Source organism: Candidatus Thiodiazotropha sp. AKIB8, assembly GCF_058244675.1.
In genome coordinates this window covers 50,651-72,514 of sequence record NZ_JBSYOO010000039.1, presented here as the reverse complement: position 1 = coordinate 72,514, position 21,864 = coordinate 50,651, and the positions used below count along the sequence as shown (strand labels likewise).

Here is a 21,864-nt window from a genome sequence, read left to right as displayed (position 1 = left end):
GTCAACCCAGAGTCTTATTAGTAGGCTCTGACGGCAATAGCAGATCCTCCAGAAAGTAGGCCGATAGGGCAGCCCGTCCACTGAGTTTTGCTTTTCGATAGATGGTATGAGCCTGTAGTCGAACTGTTTTTTCGCTTACGTTACGTATGATGGCAATCTCTTTGTAGCTCAACCCTTTCAGTATTAGTAAACCAACCTCACGCTCGGCAGGGGTCAAACCCCATTCAGTAAACTGGGTGGCGATACCTTCACTGAGTCCCTTGATCAAATCGCTCATTTTTCCACGCCACTGCATACCTTCGACCCGAGCAGTTTCCAAATCTTTAATGAGCAGCATTTGTGTCTCGTGTTGGATATTGATCTGTTCTATCAGGCGAACCATTCCCACAGCAACAATGACAATCAGCGTTGGTTGTATCATCTCAAGAACAATATCCCAGAAGCCGAGATCAGGGTCTTCGAGTATTTCCAAAAGCATAAGCAGCACACTGCCACCCACAATGGCGAGAATACTCTTCCAATGCCCCAATTGTTTGAAAATGTTATTCATTTCATCATCTCTTTTGTCGCTATCCTTCAGCTGGTTTTATGCCTATCGGGGGAGGCTGTAACCACATCCCCCGATGCTAGCTCTCTATTCGCAGAATGCGTCTGGAGAGAGTTTACATAATTCCGCTAACAACTTTTCAGGATTCTCAATTCCACATTGTGGCTGATGAAGAATGTCTAGGGAGTCACCAGCGCAAATCAACTCTTCCCGCTCACCAGTCAGCTCGCCATCTTCCATTGCTTCGGCCAAAACGAAACCAATACCAGGTATGTAGTACTTGAATTCTGTGGCTTCAGGGTCAAGTGGTGCAAAATCATAGGTCATCAGACAGCCTCCAGCATCTGAACATGGATATAGTTCATTTTCCTGATTAGGAATTGCTGCCAAGTCTACATATTGCACAATATCTTCTGCTTCGCCTAGAGAAAACTCCTGCCTATGGGCAACATCTATTTGTGGCATGGACATGATCAATAGTCCTGCTTTGGCAAAATCCCTGCCAGACTCAAATGAGCCATCGATATCCACCAGAACCCCATCCTCAAAATTTCGCGAGATTTCTCCACAATAGTAGACATCGCCATGGATATCCTGAGCAAACCAGTCATCCGTTATCTCAACAGGCTGATAATCAATAGAGCCATCTTCATCATCTGTTTCAGTAACCACAACCGCATCTGCAACAACTCGGCAGAGTACACCCTGAATCTCTCTTGATTCATCTGTGACATGAATGATGACGGTTTCTTCAGCCTCTTCCCCCGCTCGAACTACAGCGGTATGACCTGCGACGAGAGAAACATAGGGATTAGCATTGCTTTCATCTATCTCGTCCGGGTCAAGAAAGGTCAATGTGGGGTCCAGCAGGGGATCTGAGTCATATCGATGTTCATTCAACACCTCACAGGCTTCGCTCCTGGCATCCATCTGATCGTGACAGAATTCAGCATCCTCTTTACGCACCATTTGTGCCTCTCTCCTACAAGCTCGCCTTTCGCCGGCTTCAGCAAGGTTCAGACAGTTCGCTAAGCTGGTTTTAAAGTCATCACTCTCATCCGATCTGCAAGCACGATACATATATTTCGCAGTTTTTACACAGGGTGATACAACACTATCATTTGCAATGACTGCTTCCGAAGTGAACATGGAAGATGCAACCAGAGAGAGTCCGGTCATCATCAGAAGTCTGTTTTTCATCTTTAAATCTCCTAATAATTTAATTATTGACCGAAGCTGATCATTCATGACTTGAGATGAGCAGTTAAATAGAGCCACTTTGCTGCTGGCCATCGTAATCCATATCGCTATCAGTTCCGGTATCAGTTCTGTTTTTCCACAATCGTCAGGACATGAATCCTGATTAAATTCTCCAGTTCCGTGCCCCCATCTGTTTTTTTCGGAATTTAAAATTTCGGTCATCCCATAAAATCAGGGGTGGGTATACACAACGACAGCTGTTTCGATGTGTTGACTTAAGTTAATGCCGTTTCCGGATTAGGGGATATAGAAACAAGGTTATATAAGGGGAGGGAAGCTAGTTAACTATCTGATAATGTGATGTAAAATTTAGTGATAGAGATATGTGAATAGGGCAATATCTGCTGCTGGCATTTGCAGATTTTCTTGTGTGGGTATGTAAATGACCGCTGGAAACAGGTTCTATATAACAAATGTACTATGAAATATTTTCAGTTAATCGCAGGAAATCTTGTAGGATATTTATACAAGATATGCTTTTTTTATGTTGGCCGGGAATTACAGAGGTTAATCTGCATGAGGTTGAGGAAAATTAAGCACTGCTGTGGTTTTATTTCCATTATGCTGATGATGACACTCTCCATGGCAATTGCTGAAGAGATGGATCCTGAAGCGGATGATGAGGATGAAGAGACGGAGATTCAAGAACTAAATGAAATTGGGGCTTCAGGCCGAATTTATCGTACAAGGGAAGAACAACGGGAAGCGGGATTGCAACGGGAGATAACGCCGTGGCTGACCCTATCCACTCTGTTGGAAGGTGAAATACAACATGAGGTGTTGAAATCCAAGGAGCTGTCACGGGATATAGATGTGAGTGAAGATTCGGCCTCGCTTCAATTTGGATTCATACTGGATCCCAGTGAGCTATTCGAAGCCGAATTGATATTGGAGTATGACACAGAGATCGATAAATTCATTTCTGATGAAGCTTTTATTGCTTTTGAGTATGACCCTTGGGAGATATCGATTGGTAAACAGTACACACCATTTGGAACCTATTTCAGCCATTTTGTCTCGGGACCAATGCTGGAATTTGCTGAGACCCAGTCGAGAAGGGTTGTTAGTTTAAAGTATGGTCCTAGTGATGAATTCGATTTGACCCTCGCGTTCTATCAAGGTCGTGCAAATGAATGGAGTGATGATGATCAATGGGATTGGGCACTATCAGTGGAAACCTGGCCATTACAGATGCTCTCCCTTGGATTGAGTTATCAATCTGACCTTGCAGATGCTGATGAGAGATTACTTGAGGAGAGCGATAATCGATATACCGATCGTGTTTCAGCCGTAAGTGGATATCTGCTCTGGATAGGGAGAATGTACGAAGTCTCAATAGAATATGTTGCTGCCACCGGAGAATTTCAAGAGTTAGAGAAACATAAAAACAGACCCATTGCATGGAATGCTGAATATGTTCACATCATACCTGAGTATAATATCGAGGTCGCTTTTCGATATGAAGGAAGTCGCGAACTGGATGAGAAACCAAAACGACAATATGGTATCGCTTTCACGAGATATGAAGGGAAACATGCCAGTTTGACAATAGAGTATCTTCGCGCTGCGTACGAGAGTGATTTTTTAAACTTTGAACTGGATGATGAGGCTAATATTTCTGAATCAAATCGGTTTGGCGTAAAAGTAACATTCGAATTTTAATTTTAGTGTTAACAGGCCCTAGTATGACGCACCACACTAGTTGCATATCGGGATGTGTAGATAGCGTGACGTCAAAGTCGCAGGGAGGCGGCAAATATGAAAAAAACAATCCCCTCAATAACATTAAGGCCAGGTAATTCTAAGCAGTTGGCCAATTGGTATCTGTTTCTTTATACGCTGGCATTTTTGATAATCTCGCTTGCCCCAATTGTCGGGTACTATAAATTTTCATTGGTTTTTCTACTTCTGCTGCTTGGCTATGCACGGATACAAGGCTACAAGCTTATTCCTCAGATAGAGGTCGTTGAAGCGCATATAAAATCTAGTGGACATGCAAAGATTTTGTTGACCGACGGGCAACGAATTTCAGCAAAATTGCGAACAGACAGCTTGGTTACCCCATGGCTGGTGCTACTGCGCTTCGATGTGAGAAATCGCTGGCGACATCCATTGATGATTCTGTTTCAGGATGCTCTGCCTGAAGATGAAATGCGTCGTTTAAGAATATTATTAAATCACGGATCGTTTCATCAAAAAGGAGAGTAGGCCTCTGGGATCAGGATTGTCGGTTTATTCTGCACCCGGTCGTCCCGATATGGGAAATCCAAGGTGAAATGGAGCCCCCGGCTTTCACGGCGGCACTGAGCAGAACGGATAATCATGTCAGCTACATCAACCAGGTTTCTCAGTTCCAGCAGATCCATACTGACCCTGAAGTTACTGTAGTACTCTACGATTTCCCGTTGTAACAGGTCTACTCGGCGACGGGCGCGTACCAGACGCTTGTTGCTCCTTACTATGCCGACATAATCCCACATGAAATGGCGCAACTCATCCCAGTTATGGGATACAACCACCTCTTCATCAGGTTCTGTCACCCGACTTTCGTCCCAGGGAGGTATTGTCGGAGGTTGCGGCGTAACAGGCGCCAGTTCATGGATATCTTTAGCTGCCAGTTCGGCGAAAACCAAGCACTCAAGTAGGGAATTGCTGGCCATGCGATTGGCACCATGCAGGCCGGTATAGGCACTTTCTCCCACCACATAGAGACCTGCAATATCTGTTCTGGCCTTGTGGTCAGCCATGACACCACCACAGGTATAGTGGGCTGCTGGTACTACGGGAATGGCCTGTTTAGACATATCGATGCCGAAATTCAGACAACGATTATAGATGGTTGGGAAATGCTCTTGGATAAATTCGGTGGGTTTGTGGCTTATGTCGAGATAGAGGCAATCAGCACCAATGCGTTTCATTTCATGGTCAATGGCTCGGGCAACAATATCCCTGGGAGCAAGCTCAGCGCGCTTATCGAAGCGTGGCATGAAACGACTTCCGTCGGGAAGTTTGAGTTGTCCACCTTCACCTCTTACGGCTTCAGAGATAAGGAAACTCTTGGCTTCGGGGTGGTAGAGGCAGGTGGGATGAAACTGGATGAACTCCATGTTGGCAACCCTGCAGCCTGCTCGCCAGGCCATGGCGATACCATCCCCGGTTGAGACGTCAGGATTGCTTGTGTATAGATATACTTTACTTGCTCCGCCAGTTGCCAACACGACAAAACGTGCCCTGAAAGTCTGAACATGGTTGCTTTCATGATCAAGGACATAAGCTCCATAGCAGTGCTTTTGCTGCTTTATTTCACCACTTTTTTCACTGGTGATCAGATCGATTGCGATATGGTGTTCAAAGATTTCGATGTTGCTGCGAGCCTTGACCTGACTCTGCAAGGTGGTTTCTACCTCCCTGCCTGTGGCATCCGCAGCATGAATGACTCTTCGATGGGAATGTCCACCCTCCTGGGTCAAGTGATACCCGCCGCTGGTTGCAGAGTTATCATCCCGGGTAAAATTGACACCCCCCTTAAGTAGCCAGTCAATATTCGAGGGGCCTTTTTCCACCACCAGCTGCACCGTCTTCTCATCGCACAGTCCAGCTCCCGCATCCAAGGTGTCTTTGACATGAGAGGCGATGCTGTCCTCTTCATCCAACACTACAGAGATGCCCCCTTGAGCATAGTAGGTGTTGGTCTCCTCCAGTTCCTTCTTGGAGATCACCGCAATTTTCAGGTTTTCGTCAAGATGGAGGGCAAGGCTGAGTCCGGCAGCTCCGCTGCCTACGATAAGTACATCATGCTCGTGATCTGTCGTCATATTTGCGGGGTAGGGTCGTTATGGTGATAATGCGGTTCCAGTTGTAATGCATCCTAGCTTAAATCGGTGTCAGGTTGAAACTATGCATCTTCAAAATGATATTGATCAATTTAAGCTGGAATTGCGAGAACTAATCGAAACTATCACTGTCAATGGGACTGTGCACAGGATGTGTTGGTCACGAGGAGGTAAGTGCCCGGATGGGCGAGCGGTTAATTGATCAGGAACTCGTTGCTAGAGTTCAACAGGGTGACAAAAAGGCGTTTGACCTGCTGGTGCTGAAGTATCAGCAGAAAATCACCAATCTGATCTCCCGCTATATCCGGGATCCTCACGAGGTGTTGGATGTGACCCAGGAAGCCTTTATCAAGGCCTACCGGGCCATTCCCAAGTTTCGGGGCGACAGCGCTTTTTATACATGGCTATACCGTATTGCCATAAATACAGCGAAAAACTATCTCGTTGCCCAGGGAAGACGCCCCCCCTCAGACGATGTTGAGGCGGAAGTGGCTGAACAAATGGATGTTGGCGTGCGTCTAAAGGAGACAGGTACTCCGGAAAACCACGTGTTGACTGAAGAGATTACGATGACGGTTCAGAAGGCGATCGATGATTTACCGGAAGACCTTCGAACTGCAATTGTATTGAGAGAGCTTGAAGGTATGAGCTATGAAGAGATTGCCAATGCAATGTCTTGCCCTGTAGGCACGGTACGCTCCCGTATCTTCAGAGCTCGAGAAGCGATTGACAAAAAACTGAGTCCATTACTGAAACCCTAAATTCAGGCATAGCACAAATGACTGATCAAGAGTATGAAAGACTATCAGCGCTAGTTGATAACGAAATTGCTGAAGATGATATTCCGTTAGAAATTAAGAAGTTATCTAACAGTCAGGCTAATCGTGACCTTTGGTCCAGATATCATCTGATCGGAGACTCCATGCGTGGCGAGACCGGTTCCCTGTATGATTCAAAGTTGGCGCAGGCCATCAGCAAGAAGATCGAAGAGGAACCTGTTGTTTTAGCTCCAGGGGCAATCAAGCGACCTGGACATCTGAAAAAACGCACCTATACCGGTTTGGCTGTTGCCGCCTCATTGGCTGCTGTAGCCGTGGTGATGGCACCACAAATGATCAATCCGGTAGGATCGGAAGCGCCGCAGGTCAGTGTCGCAGCGGCTCAACAACCGAACACCCAAACCCTGTATGTTGCTGAAGACGGTACTCGCTGGGAACTGCTCAAGAAACCTGAGGTTGAGTCCCGGCTCAATAGTTATCTGGTGAATCACCAGGAAAGATCTCCATCGAGTAACATAAAGGGCATCATGCCATTTGCCAATTTCGTCAGTTATGATGAAAACAAGCAATAACACTTCAGAGTCGACTGGATGAGTTTTTCACCTACTAATCATGCTGTGATTTATCGGACTTTTCTCTTCTACTTGATGCTGTCGCTCTGCCAGCCACTCTTCGCCAGTGAAGAGCTTACACCCAAAGATTGGTTGGAGCGGATGATGGAGGCAGTGCAAAAACTGAACTATCAGGGCACATTTGTCTACCTTCATGATAATCAGCTTGAAATTATGAATATCGCCCATGAGGTAAAAGGCGATAAAGTAAGAGAGAGCCTGATGTCTCTGAATGGTGCCCCACGAGAGGTGATACGCGACGAGGAATCGGTCACCTGTGTCCTGCCTGATAGCAACGAAGTATCCGTCGATAAGCGGTCACCTAGTAAAAAATTTCTGGATATTCTTCCTCAAGATCTCACTCAGTTGAAAGATCACTATAGTTTCCAAATGGCGGGTAAAGATCGGATTGCCAATCGCAAAGCCCAAGTTGTGGTGATCATGCCCAACGACCGTTTACGTTATGGCTATCGCTTCTACCTAGATACTGAGAGCGGTTTACCGCTGAAATCAGACTTGATGAATGAACATGGTGATGCAGTTGAACAGACCATGTTCACCAACCTGCAGATTGGGGTCGCACAAATCAGTGAATTGCATCAGAGAGAGTCTCTTTTTACCTATCGTCTGAAAAATAGTGAAGGGATTAATCTCTCCCATGAGACTGACAGTCGATGGGATTTTCTACGCCTTCCCGCGGGCTTTAGACTCAGTATGCAGCATCAGTTGCATGATCCCACCCAAAGCACCCCGATTGAACAGTATGTTTTTAGCGATGGACTGGGTTCATTATCTGTGTTCATCGAAGCTGAGTCCAGAGATGAGGCCTTTAGTGGCGTTTCAAGATTAGGTGCCATCAATGCCTGGGGCGGCGATGTCTCCGGCTATCAGGTAACCGCTGTTGGTGAAGTGCCGGCAGTCACCCTGCTAGGTGTGGTTCAGGGGATGAAGTTAAAGGCAATCAAATGATTGAGGAGACCGCCAGGGTCATGCGGGTTGATGGGGAATTCGCATTTGTTGAGACCGAGCAGCGTGCTTCATGTGGCTCTTGCCAAAGCCAAGGCAGTTGCAGCACGACGGTTTTGGCAGGACTTTTCAAGCGTCGTTACTTTCATCTGAAAGTTCGCAATACTGTTTTTGCAAAGCCTGGTGAAGAGGTTATTATCGGTATGCAAGAGCATGCCTTTCTGAAAATCTCATTTCTCGCTTATATTTTTCCTCTCTTCTCAATGATCTTGGTTGCAATGCTAGCCCAGTCACTTGCAGATTATTTTGGTCTGACATCAGGGGAACTCCCGCAAGTTATTGGTGGTCTATTTGGGCTGATTAGCGGGTTTTTTCTTCTTAGAGGACTCGCTCAAAAAAAACGTCATGATTCAGGATATCAAGCCGTCATTTTACGTCATGCTGATAAAGTGCCTGTGCAATTTGTCTGAGGCTGGTTATATCCCACTTACAGGGCGTTAGATCACTCTTTCCTCCAGGAGTTGTTTCATGAGAGACAAGAAATATCAGTTTTTTATACTATTGGCGCTTATTGCCGGGCTTGTGCTAACTACGTCATCGTTCGCCCGTGATCTACCTCAGTTTGCAGACCTTGCCGAGCAAAACGCACCCTCTGTGGTTAATATAAGCACCAGATCTACTTCGTCACGGAGCGATGTATCACCTTTCAATATGCCTGAATTTCAAGGCCTGCCCGAAGGTAGCCCTCTGGGTGAGTTGATGCGTAAGTTTTTTGGTAATCATGGATATAGTATGCCGGAGGGTGAAGTTCAAAAACGCTCCTTGGGATCTGGATTCATTATTTCTGATGACGGTTATATCCTCACCAATAACCACGTCGTAGAGGAAGCCGATGAGATATTGGTACGCATGAATGATCGTCGTGAGTTTGTTGCAGAGGTGGTTGGTAAAGATGAGCGAAGCGATATTGCCTTGATCAAAATTAATGCTGATGATCTGCCTGTGGTAGAGATAGGTGATTCTGATGCACTGAGAGTCGGTGAGTGGGTATTGGCAATCGGTTCCCCCTTTGGATTTGACCACTCAGTAACCGCAGGCATTGTCAGTGCCAAGGGCAGAAACCTGCCGAGTGAAAATTACGTACCTTTCATTCAAACCGATGTTGCGATAAATCCGGGAAATTCTGGCGGGCCACTGTTCAACATGGAAGGCGAAGTGGTTGGGGTCAACTCTCAGATTTATAGTCGCTCAGGCGGATTTATGGGACTTTCATTCGCTATCCCGATTGAAATGGCGATAAATGTTGCTGATCAACTGAAAACACGTGGGCGGGTTACTCGTGGCTGGTTGGGCGTTCTGATTCAGGATGTGACCAAGGATCTGGCTGATAGCTTTGGTATGGATCATCCTCGTGGGGCGTTGATTGCTCGGGTACTTCCTGAGAGTCCGTCTGAAAAAGCAGATTTGCAGGTGGGTGATGTAATTTTGTCATTTAATGGCACCTCCATCAGTTCATCCTCAGAACTACCTCCATTGGTTGGACGCAGTAATGTCGACAAGCCTGCAGAACTTAAGATTTTGAGAAAGGGTAAAATCAAACAGATCAGAGTTAACATCGGGGAACTGCCTGCCGAAGACAAACTGGGTATGACTAGAAATCCAGCCCCAAAAGTATCGGAAAACCGTCTTGGGCTAATGGTCTCGAGCGTGAGCGAGCAACTGAAAAAGCAGCAGAACCTTACTTCCCGTCGTGGTGTAGTGGTCGAATCCGTAACCGGTCAGGCTGCCCGTGAAGCAGGCATACAGCAGGGTGATGTCATTTCCATGATTAATAATGTCGATATTGAGGGTGTGGATCATTTCAACCGATTGGTAAAAGAGTTACCCGGTGAAAAAACCGTAGCATTGCTTGTGCATCGCAACACAGGCCCGATTTTCCTGGCCCTGCATGTGCCTGGAAATGGTTGAATTAACCTTCTATCACCGGCAGGGATGCCATCTCTGTGATGAGATGTGGCAGGAGCTTGAAGCGATCAATGAGGCACAGAAATTTGAGGTCACAATGGTTGATATCGACCGGAATCCTCAAATCAGGGAGGATTATCGTCTCCGCATACCCTGCCTGGAAGGGCCCGGTGGAATCTCCCTCAGTGAACACTATCTCGACAGTTCACGACTTCTGAGCTATTTGCGCGCCCTATGATTTGCTATCATCTGCGACTCTGTGGCAACACGTATTCGTTGAAACGCCCCGAAACGGGGCGTTTCTCATTTTTTCAGTAGCGACATAAGGCTTTATGGCTGATCTGCAACATATCCGTAACTTCTCCATCATTGCCCATATCGATCATGGTAAATCTACTATTGCTGATCGATTTATCCAGACTTGTGGTGGTTTGAGCGACCGTGAGATGGGCGACCAGGTGTGCGATTCGATGGATCTTGAACGGGAGCGGGGTATCACGATCAAGGCTCAGAGTGTAACTCTGGAATATCTGGCTAAAGATGGTGAAACCTACCTGCTCAATTTTATCGATACCCCAGGACATGTAGACTTCTCCTATGAAGTATCCCGTTCTCTGGCAGCCTGTGAAGGTGCATTGCTGGTTGTGGATGCCGCTCAGGGTGTTGAGGCTCAGAGTGTGGCAAATTGCTACACAGCGATTGAGCAGGGGCTGGAGGTTCTACCGGTACTTAACAAAATAGATCTGCCCTCTGCTGAGCCTGAAAGGGTGATAAACGAGATTGAGGAGATCATAGGAATTGATGCCACTGAATCTATCCGGGTCAGTGCTAAAACCGGGATAGGTATTAAAGACCTTCTGGATCAACTGGTAGACACAATTCCACCGCCCGCTGGGGACTATGATGCGCCGTTACAGGCACTGATCATCGATTCCTGGTTTGACCCCTATGTTGGTGTCATATCCCTTATTCGGGTGATCAATGGTGCTATAAAGCCAAAAGACAAGATGAAGATCATGTCCACCGGCCGGGTCTTTCAGGTGGAGCAGGTTGGTGTTTTTACCCCCAAACAGCTAAAACAGCCCGGATTGAAAGCTGGTGAAGTGGGCTACGTAATTGCCGGTATCAAGGAGGTTGATGGTGCTCCCGTCGGTGACACCATAACTCTGGAAAACCGCAGTGCAGAAACTCCATTGCCCGGTTTCGAGGAGATGCACCCAAGAGTATTCTCCGGCCTCTATCCAGTCAGTTCTGACGACTACGAAGATCTGAGAGATGCCCTGCAGAAGTTACGCCTCAACGATGCCGCACTGCATTATGAGCCAGAAACCTCACAGGCCTTGGGGTTCGGTTTTCGCTGTGGTTTTCTGGGCATGCTTCATATGGAGATCGTGCAGGAGCGACTTGAGCGGGAATACGATCTGGATTTAATCACTACAGCGCCATCGGTGGTATATCAAGTACTGAAAAACGATGGTGAACTGATCCATATCGAAAATCCGGCAGCCCTTCCGGATCCGGGCAAATTTGAAGAGGTTCGTGAACCCATTATTGTGGCTACCATCCTGGTGCCGCAGGAATATCTGGGTAATGTAATCACCCTTTGTATCGAGAAGCGTGGCGTCCAGAAAAACATGCAATACCTTGCTGGACAGGTGCAGTTGAGTTACGAAATACCGATGAATGAAGTAGTGTTAGATTTTTTTGACCGACTCAAGTCGGTTAGCAGAGGATATGCTTCATTTGAATATGAGTTTACCCATTTCCAGGCTGCGCCTCTGGTTAAACTCGATATTTTGATCAATGGTGATCGGGTTGATGCCTTATCTTTGATTGTACACAAGGATCAAGCACAATTCCGGGGTCGTGATCTGACCTCGAAGATGAAAGAGATTATACCCAGGCAGATGTTCGAAGTGGCGATCCAGGCAGCAATTGGCAGTAAGATTATTGCTCGAACAACGGTCAAGGCTCTGCGAAAGAATGTAACTGCTAAATGTTATGGTGGGGATATAACCCGAAAACGTAAGTTACTGGAGAAGCAGAAGGCAGGTAAAAAACGCATGAAGCAGGTAGGCAAGGTGGAGATTCCGCAGGATGCCTTCCTTGCTGTGCTTCAGGTGGGTAAGGATAATTAAGGCTGATGGACGAGTCGACAGGCCTTAATTGAATGCACTAAACGGGAGAGGATGCAGGTAGACCATGAATTTTGATTTTCCAACATTTCTTGTAGTCGCAAGTGCGGTTACGGGTGGTATTTGGCTTTTAGACAGTATCTTCTTTGCCAATAAGCGCAACGCGCTGGCTTCTGATGTAGGGGAAGAGGTTGATGATAGCACCCGAGTAGTCAGAAAAGAGCCGATATTGGTTGAATACTCCAAGTCATTCTTCCCTGTGATTTTTGCCGTTCTAATACTGCGTTCGTTTCTAGTAGAGCCATTTCGTATCCCCTCTGGCTCAATGATGCCGACCCTATTGGTTGGGGATTTTATTCTGGTCAATAAATTCAGTTATGGCATTCGCCTGCCGGTATTGAATAAAAAGGTGGTTGACCTTGGAGACCCTCAGCGGGGCGATCCGGTCGTATTCCGCTATCCTAAGCAGCCTTGGGTTGACTACATCAAACGGGTAGTGGCTCTACCTGGGGATACGCTTTACTATCGAAATAAAACGCTCTATATCAATAATGAACCAATGACTCAAACACTCGTTGGTAGATATACCGGTGTAGGTAGTGGAACTCGCATGACTGGTGCAGTTCAAGCTGTTGAGAATCTTGATGGCGTTGAACATAATATCCTAATCAACCCGTTAGCGCCTGATTTACCTATGGGGTGCCAGGTTCTCAGACAGGGCCCGATTACTGTGCCTGAAGGACAATATTTCGTTATGGGTGATAATCGGGACAACAGCAATGATAGCCGTTGTTGGGGGTTAGTGCCTGATGAGAACTTGGTGGGTAAGGCATTTGGAATTTGGATGAACTGGGATTCCAATATCAGTGGTTTTCCTCCCATTGCCTGGGAGAGACTGGGTAAAGGTATCGATTAATAATAGTTTCAACAGGGATAGAGTGGACTTACATTCTGGAGATTCTACAAGGGTGGGATTCTGCAGGATGCCTATCGTTTGGTAAAGCTAACGCCTGAGTGGCCGATGGAATGGGCTTGAAGGGCCGCTAATGAAGATTATTTGAGGAAGTTAATATGCAATCAATGAAGAAACAGTACGGGCTTACATTTATAAGTTGGCTGGTTATTCTAACCGTTGCGGGTTTTCTTGTGATGATAGGTATTAAGATAGCACCTGTCTACATCGACAACTTTTCAGTCAAGACTGCGCTTGAGTCAGTGAAGAATGAGCCATTCGCCGCGCGTAAATCAAAGAGGGATATCCAGCGTTTAATTTTGAAGCGGCTTGATATAAACAGTATCAGACATGTAACAAAGGACCATATCACTATCAAACGTGCCAAAGATGGTATGAATGTTAATATCAATTATGAAGTACGACGTCATATTGCCTACAATGCTGCAATAGTCATGACATTTGATGAATCGGTTGAGTTAACTTCGAATTGAAGGCAGATATCGCTAAATTCTGTCGTGATTTAGGTTACACCTTCAATGATCCTGAGTTGATAGATCAGGCCTTGACCCATCGCAGTGCAGGCGGAAAGAATAATGAACGCCTGGAATATTTGGGTGATGCAATTCTTGGTTTTATTATTGCCGATGCGCTCTACCACCATTTTTCAGAGGCGAGTGAAGGTCAATTAAGTCGTTTGCGTTCCGCTTTGGTAAAGCGAGAAACACTTGCTGACGTGGCGAGAGAGTTCAAACTGGGTGATTATCTCAAGTTAGGACAGGGTGAGCTGCGCAGTGGCGGACAGAGCCGGGACTCTATATTGGCCGATAGTTTTGAAGCTGTTCTTGCTGCAATCTATCTCGATGGAGGATACGAAGCGACTAGGGCGGTGATTCAGCGAGTCTTTTCTACCAGGCTAACAACTTTAAGTCCTGAGACCCACCAAAAAGATCCCAAAACCCAACTACAAGAGTTCCTGCAGGCGAACAAAGTCTCACTCCCAAGCTATACAATAGTGAATGTGAGTGGTGATCCGCATGCGCAACATTTTAAAGTCGAGTGTGCTATCGAGGATCTTGGGAGGAAAGTAACCGGGCAGGGCAATAGCCGAAGAAAGGCTGAACAAGATGCTGCAATGAATATGCTGACGGAACTGAATCATGAGTAAGGTAAACAATCACTGTGGTTATGCCGCAATCGTGGGGCGCCCAAATGTGGGTAAATCCACCTTACTGAATCGAATCCTTGGAATTCGGTTGGCTATCACATCGCATAAGGCACAAACCACACGTCATACCATATTGGGTGTGAATAGTCTCAGTGGTGGACAGGTTATCTATGTCGATACACCTGGTATTCATGAGCGTAGCGACAATGCGATGAATCGCTATCTGAATCGCACAGCAAAAACAGCTTTGACTGGCGTTGATCTTCTTATCTTCGTTGTGGAGGCATTACGTTGGACAAAAGAGGATGAAAAGGTACTGAGTCTGGTCAAGGAGAGTGGTATTCCTGCCATTGCCGTGGTTAATAAAGTTGATCTGATCAAGCAGAAAGAGGCGTTGCTACCCTATTTGTCTGAACTGTCAGAACGATTCGACTTCCTGGAAATCATACCATCATCAGCCAGAAACGGGCGTAATCTTGAAACCCTCGAAGAGGTGGTCTTAAAGGCACTTCCAGAAGGTGAGAATGTCTATCCGGACGATCAGTTGACTGATAGACCTGAAAAGTTTTTCGCTGCTGAATTGATTCGTGAACAGATCACCAGACGCTATGCTAAAGAGTTGCCATACGCAGTCTCAGTTGAGATCGAACGATTTGAAGAGCAATCCGGACTCTATCGCATCAATGGGGTGATATGGGTTGAGAAGCCTGGTCAGAAAGGCATAATTATCGGTAAGGATGGTCTGGCCTTGAAAGAGGTTGCAACACAGGCTAGAAAAGCAATGCAGACCTTCTTTGACTGTAAGGTACACCTTGAACTTTGGGTCAAGGTTAAAAAGAGCTGGTCCAGTGATGAGGCTGCATTGGTCAGGCTCGGATACGGAGAGTAGTTCTCTTCTCTTATTGGTCTGCTGGGTAGTGGGCGATAAAGATTACTACCCGGTATAACAAAGCAACCGGATATATTTGAGACATCATAGATGTCCCGTATTGAATTAACACCTGCTTTCGTACTACATAGGCGCGACTACCAAAACTCCAGTTTACTACTGGAGTTGTTTACGCCTACAGAGGGTCGCTTGCCAGCTATATCCAGAGGCGCTAAATCCGGTCGTTCCACCAAAGCTATTTTGCTGCAACCCTTTTCTCCTTTGCGCATCTCTCTGAGTGGACGTGGAGAGGTAAAGAGTCTCACCGATGTTGAGCATGATGGCCACCCTTTCCAACTCACAGGTGACCGCATATTTTGCGGATTCTATCTCAACGAATTAGTCATGAGGTTGATCGAAAGGGGAGACCCTTATCCCTCTCTCTATCTGCACTATTGCGAAAATCTGGCACGCCTGGCCTCTGAAGAAGCCATGGATCAGATACTGAGGGAATTTGAAATAGAGCTGTTAACTGAATTGGGTTATGGCTTGTTATTGGATCATACCGCGGATACAGGAGATCCAGTGGAAAGTGATCTGCTCTATGACTATTTTGTTGAGCATGGTCCAATTTTATCTCAATCTGATAAACCGGGATTCAAAATACATGGTCGAACATTAATTTCTCTGCAACAACGTGAATCCCTGGACAAACAGAGTGCAAATGAGGCAAAGCGATTAATGCGATTCGTGCTGTCACACTATCTGGGAGACAAACCTCTAAAGAGCAGAGAGCTTTTTATTGGTCCTACCGGCTGAAATTCCAGGTCAAAATATTTGATTGTCTATTATGGACAAAGGATATATTTGAGTATCAGGGCATATAAGATATGCTTACCGCAAAGGCGAAAAATTTGTCTCTTTCGGTAATCGAATTAAAGGTATAGAAATGGGTAAAAATGTAATGTTACTCGGGGTCAATATTGATCATATTGCAACATTGCGCCAAGCACGTGGAACTCGTTATCCTGAGCCTGTACAGGCTGCGCTGGTGGCTGAACAAGCGGGTGCGAATGCCATAACACTGCATTTGCGCGAGGACAGACGTCATATCCAGGATAGAGATGTAGAGATTCTGACAGATCTTTTGCAGACAAGGATGAACCTGGAGATGGCCGCGACGCCAGAGATGGCTGCTATTGCAACCCGCTTTCAACCTCATGATTGTTGCCTGGTGCCAGAAAAACGTGAAGAGTTAACAACCGAGGGTGGGCTCGATGTTGCTTCAAACATTGACTACATGACCGACTATTGTAGTGAACTGAAGGAAGCCGGGATTCGTGTTTCACTCTTTATCGATGCCGATTTCAAGCAGTTGGATGCAGCTAAGGCATCTGGTGCAGAAGTTGTCGAGATTCATACTGGACACTATGCTGACGCAGGCCATGATGCTTCACAAAAAACTGAATTGAAACGGATAGTAGATGCTGTTGAGTATGGAAACAGTCTGGGACTTCAAGTGAATGCAGGACATGGCCTTGATTATCACAACGTGGCATCAGTTGTGGCCATTGAAGGCATAACAGAGTTGAACATTGGTCACTCAATTATTTGTCGGGCACTCTTCACTGGTCTGGATCAGGCGGTTCGGGAGATGAAGAACCTAATGGCAAGATGACAATAAATTAGTGTTAACAGGCTGTAACTCAATGCTGATATTTACCACTAATCCATGCTCAACTGCAGATTCTAGTGTAGTGTCCTATATAAAGCGTGCATTTAGAAAGCCACTCAAGCCGCGAGTGCAAGGCGCAGCCTGCAGGTAATGGTTGTTCCCTTACCAAGGGGTGCAACGCCGCAATCGTGGCTTGAGTGGCTTCCCGCAGGGCGAGGTATACGATTTAAACGCAAACTGAGATAGGCCTCGTCTAAATGTATGTTTTATATAGGACACTACACTAGGTTTACCCATCAATATGGGATCGTGCAACTATGGCCAGAACTACCAATACAAGTGTAATTGCCCAGACTACCAGGTAGATGGTCATAGAGCGTTTGGCTTTCTCTTTTTCTGCCCAGCTACGGGGCTGAATCCCCTTTAAAAGAAATAACAATTTGGCCGAAAGGTTGACGCAGACAATATTGGCCACTAGCAATAAGCCTGCGCCCATCGCCAAATCGATTCGCGCATGTCCTAAGGTAAGTCCTAGTGCAGCAGCTGGAGGGAGTAGTGCGACTGCGACCATGACACCTACCAATACACTGGGCAGGCCACTGGTAAGAGAAAGAGCTGCAGCCGCGCCTGAAGCTAATGCCAATGCAATGGAGTCCAGTCCTACCTCAGTACGGGCCAACAGTTCAGGGCTGGTCAATTCAAAAGGCCAGAGAAGGCCGATGATGTAGGCGAGGAGAATGGCGATAGAGATACCTGACAAAAGGGATTTCAGTGATTTTTTCATCAAGTGAATATCGCCCAGTGCCGTGCCCAAGCCAAATGCGAGATTTGGGCCCAATAGAGGGGCTATCACCATAGCACCAATAACCACAGCAACATTATTTTTTACCAGTCCAATCGCGGCAACCAGTGTGGAGAGTATGACCAGGACAACAAAATTACTGTCTAAACGGGTATTCCTGTCTACAGTGGCGTACATCGATTCTCTGGAGGATATGGCTTTATCCTCGTTCTTCTCTTTTTCAGTTGAAGGCTGAGGTAGTGTGGCATCAATCGGGAAGACGATAATTCTTGCAGTGGATTGTGCTCCAAGAACTATTTGTAGCGCATCTAGCGCAGGCTGAACATTCTCGTCAGTTAACAGGATTCTTATTGCCTGACGCCCATCTTCTCCTTCACGACCCATTCGAAAATCACGCGCTTTAAACTTTTCTGCAATTGTGGTGATGGTTTTTTGGCTGCTTGCCTTGGCAATAACTTCTATTAACTTCATGACTGCATTCACTCAATATCATTTTTGATTATTAATCCATTCTACCCGAGGGGAGGCAGAAGAGAAGTTGATTACTGGTGTGGTAGCCAAACCAGTTGTGAACAGATTGTCTCTGCTTCGAGGCTGTTAAAATCAGGCATCATCGCCCTGGATTGGAGGTCAGTTTTATCAGGGTACTGAGAGTTGGAGCAGTAGAGCACAACGTTTTGTTGAGCAGGGACATCGAATACGATCACCCAGCTGAATGTATGGCGAAGTCTTACTAACATTTTAACGATATCATCACTATTTTCAGGTAAAAAATTAATTGCTGCGACGCCTTTCGATGTAAGGGATTTCTCTATGTCCTGTAAAAAAAGATCATTTTGAATTGGATTGATGTCGCCTTGCTTCGGGTGGATATCACAAATGATTATGTCAAACTGCTGTTTATTCTCAGAGAAAAATAATTCTGCTGTCTCTTCTCTTACCGGGTAATCTGTGTTAAGAAAAAAGCACTCTTTTGATAGTGAGATCATATCGACCTCAGGCTCAATTGAGACTGTCTGAATCTGATGAGGTAAAGAGATTACAAATCGTTCGATGGCACCTGAACCAAGCCCTAAATTGAGTAGTTTTTTTGGGTGTTGCACAAACACCAGGGAACAGAGCAGGGCTTTGACATAATGAAGTACAGGATAGGCGTGATCATCAAGAGATATCATCGACTGTATGGCCCCATCTGGAGAACTGACCCAGCGGAACCCATCATATTCTAATATTTCACGACTATGTTGTGATAAACAGTTAAGTCGGTTCGACTTGCTTTGCGCTTGTTCGATCCAGGTGAGATCGATAAACGGTGTCTTGCTATTCAGCATATAGACCTGGCTGCACCCTTACGCGAATGATTTTTTTAAATTGCTCAGGATCATTACTCCAAAGGCGTTTTTATTGAGTTAATGCATAGCAGAGAGAGTGTTATTTCATGGCTACTAACTACGAGTTAGCCATTGATATAACTGACCAATTGTTCTATCACAAACTGCTGCTCTTCTATGATGGCTTTAACCAGATCACCGATTGAGATGATACCAACCAGTTTCCCATCTTTCATGACCGGAAGATGGCGAACCCGTTTATCGGTCATGATTGCCATACACTCCTCGACGCTCTCTTCAGGAGTAACCACAGCTACCTGACTGCTGACGATCTCTTTTACCTTGGTTTCCTTGGATGCTCGACCCATTAGGATAACACTGCGGGCATAGTCACGTTCAGAAAACAGCCCAATCACCTCCTCATTATCCATTACTAAAAGTGAACCAATGCTGTGCTCAGACATCTTTTCAAGTGCACTGAAAACAGTCGCATTGGCATCGATAGTGTGAATGTCGAAACCCTTATTTTGCAATATTTGATTAATGCTAGGCATTTGGACCCTCTTAATGTTTATTGTTCTTCCCGGTCAGTGTAACTCTTTAGACCAGTATCAGTTGCCGGATTTTCCCTCAATAATAGAACATCAACTGCTGTTCGGCTTCAGATAATGCTGAATTGTGGCCAGAATATATGAAAAAATAGGGCTGATCTCTCTGCCTTAATCAGGGTAGAATTGCCCTATGCAATACAAAACTATAGAAGACTTTATTGGCAATACGCCACTGGTATGTCTGCAGCGACTCGCGGCAGGCTCAAGCAATACTGTGCTGGTGAAACTGGAGGGTAACAATCCTGCTGGGTCAGTAAAAGACAGGCCGGCGCTGAGCATGATCCGTCTTGCGGAAGAGCGTGGCAACATAAAACCGGGGGATACCCTGATTGAGGCGACCAGTGGCAACACTGGAATTGCACTGGCAATGGCCGCTGCGATCAAGGGTTATCAGATGATTCTGGTAATGCCGGAACACATGAGCCTTGAACGGCGAGCAGTGATGAGAGCCTATGGCGCAGAGCTGATATTGACCCCCAAAGAGGGCAGTATGGAGGCGGCAATCGACAAGGCACGTGAACTGGAAGCCGCTGGTAAAGGCTTGATCCTTGATCAATTTTCTAATCAGGATAATCCACAGGCCCATATTTCGGGTACCGGCCCTGAAATCTGGCGGGATACTGAGGGCAAGATAACTCACTTTGTCAGTGCCATGGGGACAACCGGGACGATCATGGGTACATCCAACTATCTCAAATCTAAAAATTCTCAGATTGAGATTGTTGGCGTGCAACCTATGGAGGGTGCCAGTATTCCAGGCATACGACGTTGGCCTGAGGCCTATATGCCAAAGATATACGATGCCAGTCGAGTTGATAGGATCATAGATATATCCCAACAGGATGCCGAGCAGACTACGCGGGATTTAGCAGCCAAAGAGGGCATCTTTGCCGGTATATCCTCCGGCGGGGCTGTTGCTGCAGCGCTTAAACTCTCAGCTTCAGTTGAAGATGCTGTCATCGTGGCAATCATCTGTGATCGTGGAGATCGTTACCTTTCCACCGATGTCTTTCCGGCATTCTGATCATGGCACGTAAACGTAGACGAAAGCAGCTGCCGACCGAGCCAGTTGAAGCAGAGATCGAATCACTAACTCACGATGCCAAAGGGGTCACCCATATTGATGGTAAGGCTACCTTTGTTCATGGCTCTTTGCCCGGAGAGAAAGTTCGTTTCCTCTATACCGGACGTTGGCGAAAATATGATGAGGGTAGGGTTGTGGAAGTATTGAGCCCTTCACCACAGCGTGTTGAACCGCGTTGTAGCCAATTTGGGGTATGTGGTGGTTGTAGTTTGCAACACCAGGATGGTTCGGCTCAGGTGCTATCCAAGCAGCAATCGATGTTGGAGAGTTTACAACATATCGGCAAGGTAACTCCGGAGCAGATCCTGCCGCCGATGGTCAGTCAGTCAACATGGGGCTATCGGCGCAAGGCTAGATTAGGTGTACGTTATGTACCCAAAAAGGGCGGGACACTAGTCGGTTTCAGGGAGCGGGGTTCATCCTTTATTACTGACATCGATTGTTGCCATATTCTCCATCCCCGCGTGGGCGAGCTAATTCCTGAGCTGAGTCAACTGATCGATCAGCTCTCTATTCGGAATCAGATTCCACAGATTGAGATGGCGATGGGGGATGAACTCTGTGTATTGATCTTTCGAATGCTTGAACCGCCCAGCCAAGAGGATCTTGAGTGTCTCGAACGTTTTGCACCACAGCACAAAATTGAGATCTATATTCAGGAAGGAGGGCCGGAAAGTGTCAGGCCGCTTAAGGGAGACTCTGTAGTTCTGAGTTATGACTTACCCGCATTTGATCTGAGCTTGGACTTTCTGCCTAATGATTTCACCCAGGTTAATAGTGACATCAACCGGCAAATGACCCTGCGAGCTGTTGAAATGCTGGCTTTGGATCCTGAAGATAGGGTGCTGGATCTGTTTTGTGGTCTGGGGAATTTCACACTACCTCTGGCCCGTCATTCAGGGCATGTTACCGGTGTGGAAGGTGATGCAGGGTTGGTGGCTAGAGCCAGAGAAAATGCCCTCTCAAACCAGATTTCCAACACAAGTTTCTATACTGCGAATCTCTATGAAACATTGGAAAATGAGCCATGGCTGCAGGAATCATTTAACAAGGTATTGCTTGATCCTCCCAGAAGTGGTGCTCAGGAGGTCCTGCACCATCTGCCCAAGCTGGGTGCGGAACGAATCCTTTATGTCTCCTGCTATCCTGGCACTTTGGCTCGGGATGCGGGGCTTCTCGTCGAAGAACATGGCTACCGCCTGGTGAGTGCAGGGGTGATGGATATGTTTCCGCATACTGCCCATGTCGAGTCAATCGCACTATTTGAAAAGGTATAA

23 protein-coding genes are annotated in these 21,864 nt (G+C 46.4%); 17 read left to right on the top strand and 6 right to left on the bottom strand.

Annotated elements, in window-relative coordinates; all coding sequences use genetic code 11:
* Position 1: 1 nt before the first annotated feature.
* A complete protein-coding gene (locus tag AC4IFB_RS12245; protein ID WP_490776417.1) occupies positions 2 to 550 on the bottom strand; it encodes a helix-turn-helix transcriptional regulator in 549 nt (182 codons plus the stop codon).
* 84 nt (positions 551 to 634) lie between these two features.
* Positions 635 to 1,747, bottom strand: coding sequence for a hypothetical protein (locus AC4IFB_RS12240; protein WP_490776418.1), 1,113 nt, complete (start codon positions 1,745 to 1,747; stop codon positions 635 to 637).
* A 621-nt stretch (positions 1,748 to 2,368) separates the two neighbouring features.
* Between AC4IFB_RS12240 and AC4IFB_RS12235 the strand changes: the two genes are divergently transcribed.
* Both AC4IFB_RS12235 and AC4IFB_RS12230 read left to right on the top strand, forming a co-directional pair.
* Positions 2,369 to 3,469: an LbtU family siderophore porin gene (locus AC4IFB_RS12235; protein ID WP_490780310.1), complete on the top strand. Its 1,101-nt coding sequence runs from the start codon at positions 2,369 to 2,371 to the stop codon at positions 3,467 to 3,469.
* Positions 3,470 to 3,565: 96 nt separating this feature from the next.
* Positions 3,566 to 4,015, top strand: a complete 450-nt coding sequence (locus tag AC4IFB_RS12230; RefSeq protein ID WP_490776420.1) for a protein YgfX — start codon at positions 3,566 to 3,568, stop codon at positions 4,013 to 4,015.
* On the opposite strand, the gene nadB is transcribed toward AC4IFB_RS12230, so the two are convergent.
* The gene (nadB, locus tag AC4IFB_RS12225; RefSeq protein ID WP_490776421.1) at positions 4,000 to 5,622 is read right to left on the bottom strand and encodes an L-aspartate oxidase; all 1,623 of its coding nucleotides are present in this window, start codon (positions 5,620 to 5,622) and stop codon (positions 4,000 to 4,002) included. The genes AC4IFB_RS12230 and nadB overlap by 16 nt on opposite strands.
* A 200-nt stretch (positions 5,623 to 5,822) precedes the next feature.
* Between nadB and rpoE the strand changes: the two genes are divergently transcribed.
* The 13 genes from rpoE to pdxJ all read left to right on the top strand — a co-directional run bounded on the left by rpoE (position 5,823) and on the right by pdxJ (position 16,762).
* Complete coding sequence (gene rpoE, locus AC4IFB_RS12220; protein WP_490776422.1) at positions 5,823 to 6,401, top strand: RNA polymerase sigma factor RpoE; 579 nt, start codon at positions 5,823 to 5,825, stop codon at positions 6,399 to 6,401.
* A 17-nt stretch (positions 6,402 to 6,418) separates the two neighbouring features.
* On the top strand, positions 6,419 to 6,991 hold the full coding sequence (locus AC4IFB_RS12215) for a sigma-E factor negative regulatory protein (protein WP_490776423.1): 573 nt from the start codon (positions 6,419 to 6,421) through the stop codon (positions 6,989 to 6,991).
* 18 nt (positions 6,992 to 7,009) lie between these two features.
* Positions 7,010 to 7,999 carry a MucB/RseB C-terminal domain-containing protein gene (locus tag AC4IFB_RS12210; protein ID WP_490776424.1) on the top strand — a complete coding sequence of 330 codons (990 nt, stop codon included), beginning with the start codon at positions 7,010 to 7,012 and terminating at the stop codon, positions 7,997 to 7,999.
* A complete protein-coding gene (locus tag AC4IFB_RS12205; RefSeq protein ID WP_490776425.1) occupies positions 7,996 to 8,466 on the top strand; it encodes a SoxR reducing system RseC family protein in 471 nt (156 codons plus the stop codon). Before AC4IFB_RS12210 ends, AC4IFB_RS12205 begins: the two co-directional genes overlap by 4 nt.
* Positions 8,467 to 8,524: 58 nt before the next feature.
* Entirely contained in the window at positions 8,525 to 9,964 is a 1,440-nt protein-coding gene (locus AC4IFB_RS12200) for a DegQ family serine endoprotease (protein WP_490776426.1), read from the top strand.
* Positions 9,957 to 10,199: a glutaredoxin family protein gene (locus AC4IFB_RS12195; protein WP_490780309.1), complete on the top strand. Its 243-nt coding sequence runs from the start codon at positions 9,957 to 9,959 to the stop codon at positions 10,197 to 10,199. Before AC4IFB_RS12200 ends, AC4IFB_RS12195 begins: the two co-directional genes overlap by 8 nt.
* 94 nt (positions 10,200 to 10,293) lie before the next feature.
* The gene (lepA, locus tag AC4IFB_RS12190; RefSeq protein WP_490776428.1) at positions 10,294 to 12,099 is read left to right on the top strand and encodes a translation elongation factor 4; all 1,806 of its coding nucleotides are present in this window, start codon (positions 10,294 to 10,296) and stop codon (positions 12,097 to 12,099) included.
* Positions 12,100 to 12,163: 64 nt separating this feature from the next.
* Positions 12,164 to 13,012 carry a signal peptidase I gene (gene lepB / locus AC4IFB_RS12185; protein ID WP_490780308.1) on the top strand — a complete coding sequence of 283 codons (849 nt, stop codon included), beginning with the start codon at positions 12,164 to 12,166 and terminating at the stop codon, positions 13,010 to 13,012.
* Between the two features lie 164 nt (positions 13,013 to 13,176).
* Positions 13,177 to 13,542 (top strand): DUF4845 domain-containing protein, encoded by a 366-nt coding sequence (locus AC4IFB_RS12180; protein ID WP_490780307.1) that lies wholly within the window; start codon positions 13,177 to 13,179, stop codon positions 13,540 to 13,542.
* Complete coding sequence (gene rnc, locus AC4IFB_RS12175; protein ID WP_490780306.1) at positions 13,539 to 14,216, top strand: ribonuclease III; 678 nt, start codon at positions 13,539 to 13,541, stop codon at positions 14,214 to 14,216. The genes AC4IFB_RS12180 and rnc overlap by 4 nt, the downstream gene beginning before the upstream one ends.
* Positions 14,209 to 15,105, top strand: a complete 897-nt coding sequence (gene era, locus AC4IFB_RS12170; protein ID WP_490776432.1) for a GTPase Era — start codon at positions 14,209 to 14,211, stop codon at positions 15,103 to 15,105. The genes rnc and era overlap by 8 nt, the downstream gene beginning before the upstream one ends.
* A 90-nt stretch (positions 15,106 to 15,195) precedes the next feature.
* Positions 15,196 to 15,903, top strand: coding sequence for a DNA repair protein RecO (gene recO / locus AC4IFB_RS12165; protein ID WP_490780305.1), 708 nt, complete (start codon positions 15,196 to 15,198; stop codon positions 15,901 to 15,903).
* A gap of 130 nt (positions 15,904 to 16,033) precedes the next feature.
* Positions 16,034 to 16,762 carry a pyridoxine 5'-phosphate synthase gene (gene pdxJ, locus AC4IFB_RS12160; RefSeq protein WP_490776434.1) on the top strand — a complete coding sequence of 243 codons (729 nt, stop codon included), beginning with the start codon at positions 16,034 to 16,036 and terminating at the stop codon, positions 16,760 to 16,762.
* 286 nt (positions 16,763 to 17,048) lie between these two features.
* Here the strand turns inward: pdxJ and AC4IFB_RS12155 are convergent, their stop codons facing one another.
* The 3 genes from AC4IFB_RS12155 to AC4IFB_RS12145 form a co-directional block, all read right to left on the bottom strand.
* On the bottom strand, positions 17,049 to 18,032 hold the full coding sequence (locus tag AC4IFB_RS12155; RefSeq protein ID WP_490776435.1) for a TIGR00341 family protein: 984 nt from the start codon (positions 18,030 to 18,032) through the stop codon (positions 17,049 to 17,051).
* Between the two features lie 71 nt (positions 18,033 to 18,103).
* Positions 18,104 to 18,892 (bottom strand): class I SAM-dependent methyltransferase, encoded by a 789-nt coding sequence (locus tag AC4IFB_RS12150; protein ID WP_490776436.1) that lies wholly within the window; start codon positions 18,890 to 18,892, stop codon positions 18,104 to 18,106.
* 125 nt (positions 18,893 to 19,017) lie between these two features.
* Positions 19,018 to 19,446: a CBS domain-containing protein gene (locus AC4IFB_RS12145; RefSeq protein ID WP_490776437.1), complete on the bottom strand. Its 429-nt coding sequence runs from the start codon at positions 19,444 to 19,446 to the stop codon at positions 19,018 to 19,020.
* A 187-nt stretch (positions 19,447 to 19,633) separates the two neighbouring features.
* Here AC4IFB_RS12145 and cysM point away from each other — a divergent pair, with 187 nt between their 5' ends.
* On the top strand, positions 19,634 to 20,527 hold the full coding sequence (cysM, locus tag AC4IFB_RS12140) for a cysteine synthase CysM (protein WP_490780304.1): 894 nt from the start codon (positions 19,634 to 19,636) through the stop codon (positions 20,525 to 20,527).
* Positions 20,528 to 20,529: 2 nt separating this feature from the next.
* Positions 20,530 to 21,864 carry a 23S rRNA (uracil(1939)-C(5))-methyltransferase RlmD gene (gene rlmD, locus AC4IFB_RS12135; RefSeq protein ID WP_490776439.1) on the top strand — a complete coding sequence of 445 codons (1,335 nt, stop codon included), beginning with the start codon at positions 20,530 to 20,532 and terminating at the stop codon, positions 21,862 to 21,864.

Excerpts from the sequence above, each read along its gene's own strand:
- AC4IFB_RS12245 (WP_490776417.1), bottom strand. The coding sequence starts at position 550 with ATGAATAACATTTTCAAACAATTGGGGCATTGGAAGAGTATTCTCGCC.
- AC4IFB_RS12150 (WP_490776436.1), bottom strand. The coding sequence starts at position 18,892 with ATGCTGAATAGCAAGACACCGTTTATCGATCTCACCTGGATCGAACAA.
- AC4IFB_RS12155 (WP_490776435.1), bottom strand. The coding sequence starts at position 18,032 with ATGAAGTTAATAGAAGTTATTGCCAAGGCAAGCAGCCAAAAAACCATC.
- lepB (WP_490780308.1), top strand. The coding sequence starts at position 12,164 with ATGAATTTTGATTTTCCAACATTTCTTGTAGTCGCAAGTGCGGTTACG.
- recO (WP_490780305.1), top strand. The coding sequence starts at position 15,196 with ATGTCCCGTATTGAATTAACACCTGCTTTCGTACTACATAGGCGCGAC.
- AC4IFB_RS12205 (WP_490776425.1), top strand. The coding sequence starts at position 7,996 with ATGATTGAGGAGACCGCCAGGGTCATGCGGGTTGATGGGGAATTCGCA.
- rpoE (WP_490776422.1), top strand. The coding sequence starts at position 5,823 with ATGGGCGAGCGGTTAATTGATCAGGAACTCGTTGCTAGAGTTCAACAG.
- AC4IFB_RS12195 (WP_490780309.1), top strand. The coding sequence starts at position 9,957 with ATGGTTGAATTAACCTTCTATCACCGGCAGGGATGCCATCTCTGTGAT.
- nadB (WP_490776421.1), bottom strand. The coding sequence starts at position 5,622 with ATGACGACAGATCACGAGCATGATGTACTTATCGTAGGCAGCGGAGCT.
- lepA (WP_490776428.1), top strand. The coding sequence starts at position 10,294 with ATGGCTGATCTGCAACATATCCGTAACTTCTCCATCATTGCCCATATC.
- AC4IFB_RS12215 (WP_490776423.1), top strand. The coding sequence starts at position 6,419 with ATGACTGATCAAGAGTATGAAAGACTATCAGCGCTAGTTGATAACGAA.
- cysM (WP_490780304.1), top strand. The coding sequence starts at position 19,634 with ATGCAATACAAAACTATAGAAGACTTTATTGGCAATACGCCACTGGTA.
- AC4IFB_RS12210 (WP_490776424.1), top strand. The coding sequence starts at position 7,010 with ATGAGTTTTTCACCTACTAATCATGCTGTGATTTATCGGACTTTTCTC.
- AC4IFB_RS12180 (WP_490780307.1), top strand. The coding sequence starts at position 13,177 with ATGAAGAAACAGTACGGGCTTACATTTATAAGTTGGCTGGTTATTCTA.
- AC4IFB_RS12230 (WP_490776420.1), top strand. The coding sequence starts at position 3,566 with ATGAAAAAAACAATCCCCTCAATAACATTAAGGCCAGGTAATTCTAAG.
- AC4IFB_RS12200 (WP_490776426.1), top strand. The coding sequence starts at position 8,525 with ATGAGAGACAAGAAATATCAGTTTTTTATACTATTGGCGCTTATTGCC.
- rlmD (WP_490776439.1), top strand. The coding sequence starts at position 20,530 with ATGGCACGTAAACGTAGACGAAAGCAGCTGCCGACCGAGCCAGTTGAA.
- era (WP_490776432.1), top strand. The coding sequence starts at position 14,209 with ATGAGTAAGGTAAACAATCACTGTGGTTATGCCGCAATCGTGGGGCGC.
- pdxJ (WP_490776434.1), top strand. The coding sequence starts at position 16,034 with ATGGGTAAAAATGTAATGTTACTCGGGGTCAATATTGATCATATTGCA.
- AC4IFB_RS12235 (WP_490780310.1), top strand. The coding sequence starts at position 2,369 with ATGCTGATGATGACACTCTCCATGGCAATTGCTGAAGAGATGGATCCT.
- AC4IFB_RS12145 (WP_490776437.1), bottom strand. The coding sequence starts at position 19,446 with ATGCCTAGCATTAATCAAATATTGCAAAATAAGGGTTTCGACATTCAC.
- AC4IFB_RS12240 (WP_490776418.1), bottom strand. The coding sequence starts at position 1,747 with ATGAAAAACAGACTTCTGATGATGACCGGACTCTCTCTGGTTGCATCT.